Below are 13,451 nucleotides of genomic sequence, written 5' to 3'. Positions count from 1 at the left end.
CGGACTAGAGCTTCCGCCTGGGTATCCTCGTTCCAGCGCCCCCCGAAAGCTTTCGATCGACGTCGGCACGCCGTTCACCCGAGGGAAATAGACGTCGGAAAGCATTAAAATCTTCATCATGAACGACTTAACGGCTAGGGTGGCTGCCAGTATGGCAACGCGCCGCGACACCGCCATGACAGCCGTGGTGGTGTTGACTTCCTTTCATCATGATGGATATGACATGCGACGTATTTTTGTGCTGCCCACGTCCTGGGCGGGCTGGGGGCTTTTCATTGCCTTTGTGGCGCTAGTATTGGCCGGTATTTGGCCAGTGATTGGTTGGGTGAACCGGGCCACGCTGGTGATGGGACTGCCGCTGCTGGTGGTGTGGAGCTACGTGATCATGTTTGCCTGCGTGGCAGTCATGCTAGTGGGCAACCGAATTGTAGAGCGAGACGACCATGAGTAGTGCCTGGCCGCTGGTCATTACGCTTTTATACGTGGCCACCGCGATGCTGATCGGCCTTCGCGCACAGGCTGGCCGCTCCATGAATAATCTTGAAGAGTGGGGCGTGGCGGGGCGCAGCATGGGGCCAGTGACGCTTTACCTGCTGATCGCGGCGGGTAGTGTGAGTGCTTACACCTTCATGGGCGCACCGGGCTGGGCCTACTCCAAGGGCGTGGCGGTATTTTATGTGGCGGTTTATTTGGCCTATTTAGCGCTGGTGGCCTGGTACTTCGGGCCGAAGGTGTGGCAGTTCGGCGAGCAGTTTGGCCATGTAACGCAGGCAAGCGCCATTGCCGACCGCTACCAAAGCCCTGCGCTAGGGGCGCTCTCCGCGCTGGTGATGGCGGTGGGCTCCGTGGCCTACGCGGTGCTACAAACGATTGGCTCTGCTTATATTCTATTCGTGATGAGCGGCGGGCAGATTCCTGTTTGGCTAGGCGTGCTGTTGGTGCTGGCCTGCATTGCCGTTTATCTCTACGCCAGCGGGCAGCGGGCGATTGGCCGTACCAACGCGTTCCAGGGCGTGCTGATGCTGGTGGTGGCCTGGGCAGTAGGCCTATGGGCCATACACAGTGCCACTGGCGGGCTGAGTTTTGCGGGCGTATTTGAACGCATCACCGCCGAGAACCCCGAGTTTCTGACCCTCCCCGGCGCGGGGGGCGATATGAGTTTTAGCTTCTGGACCACGTCGATCATCGTCTCGATGTTCTCGTTTATGCCCCCCGTTTGGACGCAGTGGATGAGCGCCTCTTCAGCGCGCACCATCCGCCGCAGCGCGACGTGGCTACCCACCTACTACGTGGTGATTCTACCCATGGTGGTGGTGGGCTTTATCGGTATTTTCTCGCTGCCGGAGCTGGCCCGGGCAGATACCGTAGTGCTGGAATACGCCATGCAGCACTTGCCCGTGGTGCTGGTGGGGCTGCTGGGCGCGGGCACCCTGGCAGCCTCCATGTCTTCCAGCGAGCCATTCATTCACTCGGTTTCTCTCTCGGTGAGCAAAGACGTGCTGCAGCCGCTTTTCAAGCTCTCGGAGGGCACCACCGCCAAGCTGGCGCGGCTTTTGATTCTGCCCATTATGTTTCTGGTGATTGCGCCGCTGGCGATTGCTGAACCGGGGAGCCTGGTGATGATTTTGCTGGTGGGGCTTGGCTTTGCTTCGCAGGTTTTGCCCGCGTTTATCGGCATGTTCTTTTGGCCTCGCGCCTCAAGGCTGGGCGTCATGGCGGGTATTTTAGGCGGTTTTGTGGTTACCGTGGCGTTCACCACCTTATGGCGGCATCCGCTCGGCATTCATGCAGGGTTTTGGGGGCTGATGGTCAATTTGCCGCTGTTTGTGCTGGTGTCGCTAGTGACCCCTGCGACGCGTGAAGAGGTGGTCGAGCGCTTCTTTTGCATTTCAGCACCCCGTGGCCTGACGCGTTTGGGCAAGCGGGTGTCTTAATCTGTTAACGTGCATCGTCTACGCTTAACCTTAGCGATTAAATGCACGCATAAAGGGACTGTATGAGCCACGCATTGACAGGACATAACCGCCCTCAGCAGGTCATTGAGGCCATTCAACAGGCGAATGCACCGCTGAGCACGGCGCATCGGCAGGCGAAATACGCCAAAATGGCGGCCTCTCCCTATCGATTCTTTCGAGGCTCAAATCACCTTTATTGGCAAGACGTATGGCACGACTGGCGCTTTGCGCTGTTCGGCGGTTGGCCGAATACGCAAACCTGGCTTCAGGGCGATGCCCATGCCTACAACTTTGGCGCATACGGCCACCACGATGACCAAGTGCGCTACGGCATGGATGACTTCGACGATGCGTTGATTGGGGATTACCAGTACGACGTGTGGCGGCTGGCGATTAGCCTCGTGTTGGATGCCCGTGAGAACGCTGAGCTAAGCCCTAAAGCCATTGATAAAGCGCTGAACAAGCTGCTGGAAGGGTATATGGACACCCTTAGCGTTCATCGTGAGGATGACGTGGCGATCCACGCGATCACGCTGGACAACGCCAAGGATCCACTTAAGTCGTTTATGGGCAAGGTGGCCGATAAGCAGAGCCGTGCCCGCATGCTGGAGAAGTGGACGACGCTAGACCCAGATAAAGGGCGTCAGTTTGCCGAGCGCCCCGGTAAGCTCGCCAATCTGCCTGCGGATGTGGCAAGCCAGCTACGGCGCATCATTGAGCAGGAGTACCAGCAAACGCTGCAGCACCCCATCAAGGAGAGCGACCCGCAGCACTTCTTCGTCAAAGACACCGCCCGGCGCTTGGATGCAGGCACTGGGTCGCTGGGCGTCGAGCGGTACTACGTGCTGATCGAAGGCGGGGCGGACCACGAACACGACGATGTGATTCTGGACATCAAAGAGCAGGTCACGCCAGAGGCCTACCGCCTGATGGACAAAGCGCAGCAGCAGGCGTGGCGCAAGCTGTTTCCCAATGAAGGCATTCGCCATGCCGCGGCGTTCCATGCTATTGCGGAGCACCCGGATGCCTACCTTGGCTGGTTGACCATGAACGGCAAGGTGTTTTCGGTTCGCGAGCGTTCACCGTTCAAAAAGGATTACCCCACCCACAAGCTCTCTGGCGGTAAAGCCTACCGCAAGCTGGCGCGCCAGTGGGGCGAAATTCTGGCCCGTGAACACCTGCGCGGTGCGCAGGCACTTAACCGAGGCAAAGCCGCACCGTTTGCCGACGCGGTATGCCAGCGGTTAGAAGGGCGTGAAGAGCAGTTTATCGGCGTGGTCTCAACGCTTGCTAAGGCCTACGCGGACTGTGTTGCTCAAGACTACCAAGTGTTTCTGGAGCATTTTCTAGCCACTGACACGGCATCATAGGTTAAGCAGTACCGTGCCAGTGGTTTACAGCGTGACGCGTTAGCTGCTACTGGCACCACCGACAATGCCACTTCTTAAGCCGCTTTCCTGACCGGAGCGGCTTTTTGACCTGTAGGCAGCCTGTAGGTTTTAAACTTTAATTACCTATCTCTCCGATAAGAGGAGTGCTGCCATGCCGACCTACACTGGCGACCCTGATGTGGATTTCGCGCAAGGCATGATTCCCCATCACGAAGGTGCCATCGCCATGGCAGAAATCGTGCTGGCGCACGGCGAAGATGACGAGATTCGTCAACTGGCCGAGGACATTATCGCCGCCCAAGAGAGTGAAATTGCTTTCCTAAAAGGGTGGTTGAAACGTCACGGCTATTAAGGCGACCGGCTCTCTGATCACATACACCCTTCCCGAATGAGTGATATTCTGCTCGCCTAAACAGCAGGTGATGAGGGAGAGCCGCGTGTCGGGTGTGATTTATTGGTTGGATTTGGCGGGGGTGATCGTGTTTGCCCTGTCGGGAGTCATTTTGGCCTGCCGTTCGCGGATGGACCCGTTTGGCATGCTGGTGCTGGCGGCGGCACCTTGAGGGATCTGGTGCTGGGTGTCCGGCCGGTGTTCTGGGTCACCGACTCCACGTATCTGTGGGTCATCCTCGCCACGGTGGGCGTGTCGTTGGTGGGATTTCACTATATCCATCGTCTATCTCGGGGGTTTTTACCCATCGCCGATGCCTTCGGCCTGGCGCTGTTTACCGTGATCGGTACCCACAAGGCGTTGCTGCTGGGCACGTCGGGGGTGGTGGCGGTACTCATGGGCATGATGACCGGTGTGGCGGGAGGCATGATTCGTGACGTGTTGGCTCAGCGGGTGCCCATGGTGCTGCGCGAAGAGATCTATGCCACCGCCGCTATGGCGGGCGGGATTGTGTATGTCGCGCTGCAGGCGCTCGATGCGCCGCTGACATTCGCCATTGCCGCCTCATTGAGCGTGACGCTGGGCCTGCGCTTAGCGGCGATTCATTGGCACTTGGCCCTGCCGGTGTTTGCCTGGGTCACGGTGCCGCCTAAATACCAAGACGCCAACGCGCCGCTGTCTACACCTCAAAAGGCCAAAGAGCGCGTGCGTATGATTCGTCGAGAACGCACGCGCCGCTAAGGCCTTGGAAAGCGCTGGGCCTCTCGCCAGCGGTCAAACCAGCGCTTGGGTTGGAGTACGCGTAGGGCCGGTTCGCTGTCATTCAGCTCCACGCCGAGGCCCACGGCACCCAGCCGTGCATAAAGCGCGCCGTTGGCTTGGCCGTCGGCTAGGCTCACATCGGAAAGCAGAAGCAGCGGGCCGCCTGTGAGCGTGAGGTCATGCAGGCGTATTTGCTCGCCGCTCACTGTGAGTAGGGCGTGCCCGTTGATGTTATGCACGTTTAAAATCCTGCCCAGCCAGTTGCTCTCCCGGGCACGGGCGAGAAATAGCCGTGCCAGCAGCCCAGTATCGCGCATGCCTAACCGTAGCTGGCTGGTGAGTTGTATCGGGTCGTCCCAGTTGAGCTGGGCTTCTTCCATGGTGAGCTGCACCCACCAGCCTGCGTCCTGAGTGCCGTCGTCGCTTCGGCGAAAAACGTTTTCCAGGCGCAGGTAGGAGTCATTGGCGACAAAGCGGCGCGTCTCGATATCGCCCTCGGTGAGCTGTAGGTGCAGCGTTACATCGCCCCTCAGGCGCTGCTCCAGTAGCGCCATCTCGGTTTCAAAAGCGCGCAGCGTGATATCACCTTGGGCGCGCCGCCCCTCTAGCAGCCATTCGCTGGTTAGGCTGGCACTGCCGGAGAGTAGCTCAACCCCTGCATCTTCTGCTAAATAGCGGTTGTAGCGGGCAATGTCCGGCACCTCGGTAATTGGCAGCGCAACTCGGGTGGTGAAGTGTTCGGGAGCGGGGGCGTCGAGTACATCACTAAAGCGGTCGGTTTGGGTGGTGAGCGCAAAGTGGCGGCCTTCCAGATGCGGGCGGTCATCATCTTGTCGCCGTAAGGCGAACTGTGGAATGCCTAGCGAAAGCTGTGCTTGCTCGGGGCTATCTAACTGGGCGGTCAGCTCGCCGCGCCCGGTGGCCAAGTAGTCGAGAAACGTCACTTCCAACTGGTTAGCATTGACCCGCAGCCGCGTAGGGGCTTGCAGCGTGTCGTCTATAAACGCGCCTTGCAAAAAAAGCTGACCGTTGCCGGAAAGAGATACGCCGTGGGCATCCGGTAAAAACGTGTTGAGAAACCCCAGCCGCTGCACGCTGCCCTCCAGTGTGAACTGCCCGCTTGGGGTGGCGTTTTGGCGCTGAAAGCGACCGTCGCGCAGCACCAGCGTGCTCTCCAGCGCTTCGCCGGGACGTTGCGGGTCGGCCACCTGCCAGCTTAACCGCGAGCCGCTGATGTCCAGCACTGTGCCATCCAGCGCCGCTTGGTGGATGGCCAGCGCCAGCTGTATATCGCTCACCAACGTGCCGCTCTGCTCGCTACGTTGCCAGCCAGTGGTCAGCGCGTTGCCAGCCAAATAAAGCTCTCCGCTCAGTTGCTCGGTCGTGAAGCGGAGCTGACCGTGGCTGGTGGCTGAGCCGCTGTTTAACGTTAGCGGAGAAGGACTGGGCAACACCGCCGCAAGGTAGGGTTGTAATGCTTGGATATTGGGCAGCGTTGCTTCTTCCCAAATTAGTTGTGCCGTGGCGCTTTGTTGTGCCTGTTCGGGGTCGAGGGGGCTTTGTGCCGCTAGCGTTAGCGCTGCGTCCGCTAGCAAGGTTCGCTCCTGATGGCGCAGCGTGGCGTCTGTGAAGGCCAGCGTTGCCGCGACTTGCTCATCGGGGGAGAGCGTCGCGTCGAGCGTACCGCTGCCTTGCGCGGTGAGTTCAAGCAGCTCTGCGTCTAGCGTGGGCGCTTGAACGGTTAGCGATGCTTCATAAGGGCGCGCATCCCGCAGCGTCGCGCTGGCGGTGATGCTCCCCTGGCCGGATAGCCGAACCCCTTGGCCATCGAAGGCCGTTGCGAGATAGCGGTCAAGCATGTCCAGGCGCGTTACCTCGCCCGATAGCTCAAGTGAGGCGCCAGTGGGCAAGTCGAGTTGGTCCAGGCGCTGATTAGGGATGTGGGTAGCGAGGGAGAGCCGTGTGTTTGTGGCGTAGGGGTGCGTGTCGGCTAGCGTGACGTCCTCCAACTGAGTAGCGAAGCGCAGTTGCCCCTCTACCACAGCGAGCCTGACGCGCCCCTGGCCCGTGGCGGTATGCGGCGGCGGTGTGTCATCCGCTACCAGCCAGCGGCGCGTGTTGTCGGTACCTTTCAAGCGCTGCTCATCGATAGAGAGCGCAAGCCTTGGGGTTGCTAATGTGAGTTCGCTGCCCGGCTGTAGTTGGCCCTCGGCAAGCGCTAGCTCACCTTCCAATACGCCGTTGCCTGCCAGGCTCAACCAGGGCAGCGCCTCTAGGTAGGGCATGAACACGTCCCAAGCATCCGCTTGAGCCGTGATGGCAAGCTGGGCGGTGAGGGCGTCGAGCAGCGCCTCGGTTAACGCATCGCTACTTTGCTGGGTAGAAAGTGAGTCCAGCGACGCCGTACTGCGTAGCTGAATGTCCTGCACCAGCGTGGTTTGATCGCTCAAGCGGACGAGGCGGCCTTGGGTGATGTCCAAGCCTACATAAGGCACGCTGAGGGTCTCTTGGCTGAACTGGGTATCCTCGACCTTCAGCTGGCCCTCTGCCTCCAGGGCAATGTCCCCGACGGTGAAGCGGCGAATGCCGTTTGCCTCCAGTGCTTGAATATGTAGCTCTCCGCGAAGCAGGGCAAGCAGCGATAGCGACAGGGTGGCTTGGCTAGCCTCGACGGTAATCGGTAGCGCTTCGTCTTCCCGGGCTAGGTAGAGATTTTCCACCTCCCAACGCCCTGGGTGAAGGCTCTGGGCGTTAGACCAGCGCACCTCGACCCCTTCGATGGTGGAGATTCGTTGCGGTAGCCACTGGCTGTTGAGTAGCCAGTAGCTGCCTATCAGCCAAATTAGCACAAGCGCTAGCGCGCCAAACAGCAGGGCGATGAGAAGGCGAAAACGACGTGGTGCAGTGGGCGTGTCACGGGACATACGGGCTTCCTAGCAGATGACTCCTGTTGGCGCGTGTTTTATGGCATTATGCGCGACGTGGGGCAGTTATGGGTTTTCGATTTCAACGCTAGGCAGGCAGCAAAGCCATGTTCAAGGATTTTTACGCGCAGCGCGGAGAGTATGTGGTGATCTCCGCGGAGCAGGCCAGCCGCTTCGCTAAAAGCGTGGCCGGCGACTACAACCCGATTCACAACCCGGATGCGCGGCGTTTCTGCGTGCCCGGCGACCTGCTATTTACGCTGGTGCTGGTGAAGTTCGGGCTGTCGCGACAAATGGAATTTCGCTTCACCAATATGGTGGGGGCCGATACACCCATCAAGTTCAGTGAAACCGAGAACGGGGATATCCACGTCTGTGACGACAGCGGTAAATGCTATTTACAGGTTGTCCGCAGCGGCGAGATGACCCGTGATGAGGCGGTGGTCGAAGGCTTTGCCCGCTGCTACGTCGCCTTCTCGGGTAAGAATTTTCCCCACTATCTCAAGCCGCTGATGGAGCAGCATGGGGTGATGTTTAACCCTAAACGCCCGCTGGTGATCTACGATAGCATGGGCTTTTGCCTGGAGCGTTTAGACGGCTTCTCACCTAATCTGGCGCTGAATCAATCCTCCTTGGATGTCCAGGGTAAACGCGCTGATGCGCTGCTGGAGTTTTCCATTGAGTCAGCCGGTGAAGCGGTGGGTGTAGGCTCTAAGAAGCTCGTCGTCAGCGGGCTATGCGACTACGATGCTACCGAAATGGCGGCCATTGTCGACGAATTTTACCGCTTGAAAGCCGCCTACGAAGCCGCCTAGGGCAGTGGATGTCTACCCGTCATTGCGACGCTGCGTTAGCGCAATGGCGGGTGCCATTAACGCAACCGCTCAGGTATTCTCAAAGCCGACTAATTAAAAAAACACCCAAAGCGCCGCACGGCGCTCTGGCTGGACAACGAGGCTTTGCATGAACCGAATGAAAACGCTGACGCTTGCCTGCGCCGCAGCCGCCTTGGCCGTTTCTTCCATGAGCGCCCAGGCGCGTGACTTCCGTTTAGGGCTGATTACACCCGCCCAGCATCTGTGGTCCACCGAAGCCGAAGCGTTCGCGCAAACACTCAACGAGCGCTCAGGCGGCGAGCATAGCGTAAGCGTTTTTCCTGCCCAGCAGTTAGGTAACGAAGCGCAAATGGTGCAGCAGCTGCAAACCGGCGCGCTGGACATGGCCTTTCTAACCATTGCCGAAATCTCCAATCGCATTCCTGATTTTGGCGCGCTCTACGCCCCGTATCTGGTGGACGACGTCAACCACGCGGCGCGCCTGTTGCGTTCCGATGCGGCCGGTGAACTACTCGACTTGATGCCGGAAGGCGTGGGCTTTGTTGGGGTAGGTTACGGCATGGTAGGCATGCGCCAAGTATTGAGCCGCAGCCCTATTGAAAGCGCTGATGATTTGCATGGCCAGCGGCTGCGTATTACGCCCTTCGAGCCGATCCGCGACTTCTACACCGCCACCGGCGCTGCCCCTGCACCCATGCCTTTGTTGGAAGTGTATGATGCCCTCGCTAATGGGCAGGTTGATGCCATTGATATGGATTTCGACTCGATTCTGATTTTGAAATTCTACGAGCAGGCGAACAACCTGCTGATCTCCAACCATATGATGTTCCCGATGGTGGGGGTGGTGTCTGGTCGGGTGTGGCGCGAACTCTCTGAGGCAGATCGCGAGCTGATCGATACCGCCATGGCCGAGCACCTGGAGAACGTACTGAGCGGTTTTGAGGAGATGGACGCCGCCCAGGAAGAGGAGATCCGCGCGCTGGACATCAATATCGTCGAAGCCGATGCCGAGTTCTTCTCCGAGGCGATTGCCGAGTGGGAAAGTATTTGGGCACCGAAAGCCCCTATGTTGGATACCCTGCGCGCCGAGGCTGACCGCCTGCGCGACGAGTAATCCTTAACGTCAAACAAGCCGTTGATAAAGGCCTTTAATCATCATGTTGCAACGCCTTTCCAAAGGGCTTGCCCGTTGTGAAGAGATCACCGCCGCTGCCTTGGCAGCGGCGGTGACGTGTTTAATCCTCACAAATATTGCCTTCCGCGCGCTGGGCAGCCCGCTTTACTGGGTCAGTGAATTGGCGATTTACGCCATGATCTGGATGACGTTCTTGATTGCTGGGGCGGTGTTGAAACGCCGCCAGGGCATCGCGGTGACACTGGTGAGCGACCTGCTGCCGCCAACGGGTAGAAAGCTGGTCGGCGTGGCGGTGGATGCCATGGTGTTGCTGTTTGCCCTGCTGCTGGTCTGGCTTTGCTGGGGCTGGTACCAGCCGCTGACGCTGGTCCAAACCGGCTTCGATACCCAGGCGTTTCAGGGGCAAACGTTTAATTTTATCTATGCGGAAAACACCTCCACCCTGGGCATTAAAAAGTTCTGGGCGTGGCTGATTGTGCCTTGGTTTGCGCTCTCGCTGAGCCTGCACGGCGTGGCGAACCTGACGCAATCGCTAATGGCATTAAGGGGGCGGGTATGACGGTCGCGGTGTTCTTGCTACTGCTACTGGGAGCGGTGCCTATTGCGCTAGTGCTGGCGCTTACGGCGATGTGGTATATCCAGGCCTCTGGCAATACGGTGCTGTTTGATTCCTACCCGCAGCAGCTGTTTAGCGCCATTGAAAGCTACGGCTTGCTGGCGATTCCGCTATTTATGCTGGCCGGGGAGTTGATGAACGAGGGCGGGCTGACCAAGCGCTTGATTGCTCTGGCCCGCATTCTGGTGGGAGGCTTTCGCGGCGGCTTGGCTTATATCAACTTAGTCGCCAATATGATGATGGCGGCGATCATTGGCTCGGCGGCCTCGCAAATCGCCATTATGTCCCGCGCTATGGTGCCTGCGATGGAGGAGGAGGGGTACGACACGCCCTACAGCGCGGCGATTACCGCCGCTGGCGGGCTTTTATCGCCGATTATTCCGCCCTCTATGCTATTTGTACTGTTTGGGGTGATGGCCCAAGTACCCATTGCGGAGATGTTTATCGCTGGGCTACTGCCGGGGCTGTTGCTAGGCGCGAGTTTCTTCGTGGTTATCGCCCTGGTGGGGCTGGTGCAACAATACCCGAAAGGGCAGTGGCCAAGCCGGCAACAGGCGCTGCACGATGCGCTATGGGGCATGCCTGCACTGCTGATTCCGGTGATTATCATTGGCGGTATTTTGCTGGGCATTGCGACGCCCACGGAGTCGGCGGCGCTGGCCTCGCTGGCGGCGCTGTTAATGGGACGCTTTGTGTACGGCGATCTGCGTTTTCAGCAGCTACCCCAAGTGCTTACCCGCACGGCGATTAATGCTGGGCTGGTGATTATGCTGATTGCGGCGGCAGGTGTGTTTGGCTGGGTAGTGATTTACGAGCAGCTGCCGCAAATGGCCGCTGAATGGATTGCCGCGCTGACCAGCAGCCCGTTTCTGTTTCTGCTGCTGGTGATTGGGGCGCTGCTGCTAGTGGGAATGGTGATCGATGGGATTGCCGCACTGATTCTGGTGGTGCCTATTTTAATGCCCATCGCTCAAAGCCAGTTTGCGATTAGCCCTTACCAGTTTGGCGTGGTGGTCTGCCTGACCCTGGTGATGGGGTTACTCACCCCGCCAGTGGGCGCGGGGCTGTTTATCGCTTCCTCCATGACCGGTGCGCCGCCGCTAAAAATCTTCCGAGCGCTGCTGCCCTTTTTATTGGCGACCCTCGTCACGCTGGTGCTGCTGGCGTGGTTGCCCTGGCTAACCGATGGGTTGGTTCGGCGTTAGAAACAGCATAGCGAGGGCGCTGCCGAGAGGGAAAGGCGTATTGCATTTGGCTAAACGTTTTTGTCTTTGTCGAGTGGCTAATTGACGTTTACGTTAACTTGCTGATATACCCTACAGGCTCCCTATTAGAATCCATAACAAACACAACCATGAGGATCAGTGTTATGTCCGTTCGCGAAATACCCATGTATATCGATGGTCAGCCAGTGATGTCGCAAAGCCAGGAGTGGCGCGACGTTGTTAACCCGGCCACCCAAGAGGTAGTGGCTCGCGTTCCATTCTGCACCTCAGAAGAGGTCGAGTGGGCCGTTGCCAGTGCCAAAACGGCGTTTAAAGAGTGGCGCAAGGTGCCGCTGGGTAAACGCATGCGCATTATGCTCAAGCTTCAGGCCCTTATTCGCGAGAATACGGCAGAGCTTGCCGCGTTAATTACCGAAGAGCATGGCAAAACACTGCCCGATGCCGAAGGTGAAGTAGGCCGCGGTCTTGAGGTGGTGGAACATGCTTGCTCCATTACCTCGCTGCAGCTAGGCGAATTAGCCGAAAACGCAGCGAACGAGGTGGATGTTTACACCATGCACCAGCCGTTAGGCGTGGGCGCGGGTATTACGGCATTTAACTTCCCGATTATGTTGCCCTGCTTTATGTTCCCGCTGGCTATTGCCACGGGTAACACCTTTGTATTGAAACCCTCCGAGCAGGACCCGAGCTCTACCATGCGGCTAGTCGAGCTGGCCCATGAAGCGGGCATTCCCGCTGGCGTATTAAACGTGGTGCACGGTGGTCCGGATGTAGCGAATCAAATTGCTGACCACCAGGATATCAAGGCGCTGTCGTTTATCGGCTCGACTCATGTCGGCTCGCTGCTATACAACCGTGCCGCGGCGGCAGGCAAACGGATGCAGGCTATGATGGGGGCCAAAAACCACTGCGTCGTTATGCCTGACGCTAACCGCAGCCAAGCGATTGACAGCCTGTTAGGGTCTGCTTTTGGCGCGGCCGGGCAGCGCTGCATGGCGAACTCGGTAGTGGTGCTGGTGGGGGAAGCCCGGGAGTGGATAAAAGATATCGAAGCCGGTGCCCGTGGCATGAAAGTAGGGCCAGGCTCCCAGCGCGATGCAGACCTGGGGCCCTTGGTATCGCCCCAGGCGAAAGAGCGGGTTGAGCGCTTAATCAGCGCCGGTGAAAAAGAGGGCGCCACACTTCTGGTAGATGGCCGTGGCTATACGGTGGACGGCTACCCGGATGGCAACTTTGTAGGACCGACGCTATTTGCCGATGTAACGGCGGATATGACCATTTATCGGGAAGAGGTTTTCGGCCCTGTGCTGTGTGTGGTTAGCGTAGAAACGCTGGATGACGCCATCAACTTTATTAATGCCAACCCCAATGGCAACGGCACGTCGATTTTTACCAACTCTGGCTGGGTGGCTCGCCGGTTTGAAACGGATATCGACGTTGGCCAAATTGGTATCAATGTGCCGATTCCTGTTCCCGTTGCTTACTTCAGCTTTACCGGATCTCGGGCATCCAAGCTGGGTGACTTAGGCCCCAACGGCAAACAGGCGATTGCTTTCTGGACGCAAACTAAGACCGTCACGGCCCGTTGGTTCGAGCCTGAAAACGTCTCTAGTGGGATTAACAGCACCATTTCGTTGTAAAAGATTCGTTGTTATACGTTGGGCGATGCGCCTCTTCCACGCTAGCGGAGGAGGCGCAAGCGCGTTAAAAACGATCAAATAGTGGCAGGCTGTCGTTGAGCAGTTGCTCAATGGGGGCAAGCTGGCTTTCATGGAGCACTAGCAGGTAAGGGGCGTCGTGCTGCTCGCTTATGGGGGCCAGCAGTGCAAACTCACCCTCTTCCATGTGGAATTCATGGATTTCACGGGGGCCATGTGGGGTATTGCACTGAGAGCAACGATAACTGTCATCTTCGCCGTAAACCAGGCGGTGATACATCTTAAATAGCGTATAGAGGGCTAACCCACCATCAAACGCAGGCCAACGTGCAGGCGTTTCGACAATATCGTCTGTCAGCGTTTGGCCTTCTGCCTCGGCATCTGCGATGGCATCGGCAAGAGGGGCAGCTAAAATGGGTTCTTCGTCACTTCATGTGGATTTGGCCTGATCGAACAGGCGGCCCACTGGGCTGCCAATCAGGTAGATCATGGCGATGAAGTTGGCCTCGTTCCGGTAGCCGCGTGCGCGTGACCGAGCCGCCTGGAACAGGCCGTTC

10 protein-coding genes and 2 pseudogenes are annotated in these 13,451 nt (G+C 58.4%); 10 read left to right on the top strand and 2 right to left on the bottom strand.

Annotation, left to right across the window (positions count from 1 at the left end):
• Nucleotides 1-151: 151 nt before the first annotated feature.
• From AC13CY_RS09785 to AC13CY_RS09765, 5 genes and pseudogenes are all read left to right on the top strand, one after another.
• Nucleotides 152-451, top strand: a complete 300-nt coding sequence (locus AC13CY_RS09785; protein WP_228219337.1) for a hypothetical protein — start codon at nt 152-154, stop codon at nt 449-451.
• Nucleotides 444-1,934, top strand: coding sequence for a sodium:solute symporter family protein (locus tag AC13CY_RS09780; RefSeq protein WP_074210255.1), 1,491 nt, complete (start codon nt 444-446; stop codon nt 1,932-1,934). The genes AC13CY_RS09785 and AC13CY_RS09780 overlap by 8 nt, the downstream gene beginning before the upstream one ends.
• A gap of 62 nt (nt 1,935-1,996) precedes the next feature.
• A complete protein-coding gene (locus AC13CY_RS09775; protein WP_074210256.1) occupies nt 1,997-3,325 on the top strand; it encodes a DUF2252 domain-containing protein in 1,329 nt (442 codons plus the stop codon).
• 172 nt (nt 3,326-3,497) lie between these two features.
• Nucleotides 3,498-3,698 (top strand): CopM family metallochaperone, encoded by a 201-nt coding sequence (copM, locus tag AC13CY_RS09770; protein ID WP_074210257.1) that lies wholly within the window; start codon nt 3,498-3,500, stop codon nt 3,696-3,698.
• Between the two features lie 85 nt (nt 3,699-3,783).
• A pseudogene (locus tag AC13CY_RS09765) lies at nt 3,784-4,478 on the top strand (trimeric intracellular cation channel family protein).
• On the opposite strand, the gene AC13CY_RS09760 reads toward AC13CY_RS09765, so the two are convergent.
• Nucleotides 4,475-7,423: a translocation/assembly module TamB domain-containing protein gene (locus AC13CY_RS09760; RefSeq protein WP_172514757.1), complete on the bottom strand. Its 2,949-nt coding sequence runs from the start codon at nt 7,421-7,423 to the stop codon at nt 4,475-4,477. The pseudogene AC13CY_RS09765 and the gene AC13CY_RS09760 overlap by 4 nt on opposite strands.
• Nucleotides 7,424-7,530: 107 nt before the next feature.
• Here AC13CY_RS09760 and AC13CY_RS09755 point away from each other — a divergent pair, with 107 nt between their 5' ends.
• From AC13CY_RS09755 to AC13CY_RS09735, 5 genes are all read left to right on the top strand, one after another.
• Nucleotides 7,531-8,238 (top strand): DUF3581 family protein, encoded by a 708-nt coding sequence (locus tag AC13CY_RS09755; protein WP_054645262.1) that lies wholly within the window; start codon nt 7,531-7,533, stop codon nt 8,236-8,238.
• 148 nt (nt 8,239-8,386) lie between these two features.
• Nucleotides 8,387-9,373, top strand: a complete 987-nt coding sequence (locus AC13CY_RS09750; RefSeq protein WP_074210259.1) for a TRAP transporter substrate-binding protein — start codon at nt 8,387-8,389, stop codon at nt 9,371-9,373.
• Between the two features lie 43 nt (nt 9,374-9,416).
• Nucleotides 9,417-9,953 carry a TRAP transporter small permease gene (locus AC13CY_RS09745; protein ID WP_054645263.1) on the top strand — a complete coding sequence of 179 codons (537 nt, stop codon included), beginning with the start codon at nt 9,417-9,419 and terminating at the stop codon, nt 9,951-9,953.
• Nucleotides 9,950-11,215, top strand: a complete 1,266-nt coding sequence (locus tag AC13CY_RS09740; RefSeq protein ID WP_074210260.1) for a TRAP transporter large permease — start codon at nt 9,950-9,952, stop codon at nt 11,213-11,215. The genes AC13CY_RS09745 and AC13CY_RS09740 overlap by 4 nt, the downstream gene beginning before the upstream one ends.
• 164 nt (nt 11,216-11,379) lie before the next feature.
• Nucleotides 11,380-12,876 carry a CoA-acylating methylmalonate-semialdehyde dehydrogenase gene (locus tag AC13CY_RS09735; RefSeq protein ID WP_074210261.1) on the top strand — a complete coding sequence of 499 codons (1,497 nt, stop codon included), beginning with the start codon at nt 11,380-11,382 and terminating at the stop codon, nt 12,874-12,876.
• 64 nt (nt 12,877-12,940) lie between these two features.
• Here AC13CY_RS09735 and AC13CY_RS09730 read toward each other — a convergent pair.
• Nucleotides 12,941-13,324: pseudogene (locus AC13CY_RS09730) on the bottom strand (hypothetical protein); the annotation flags it as partial.
• Nucleotides 13,325-13,451 lie beyond the last annotated feature (127 nt).

Source organism: Vreelandella sp. L-15 (assembly GCF_056857635.1).
This window is presented reverse-complemented; position numbering and strand designations above follow the sequence as displayed.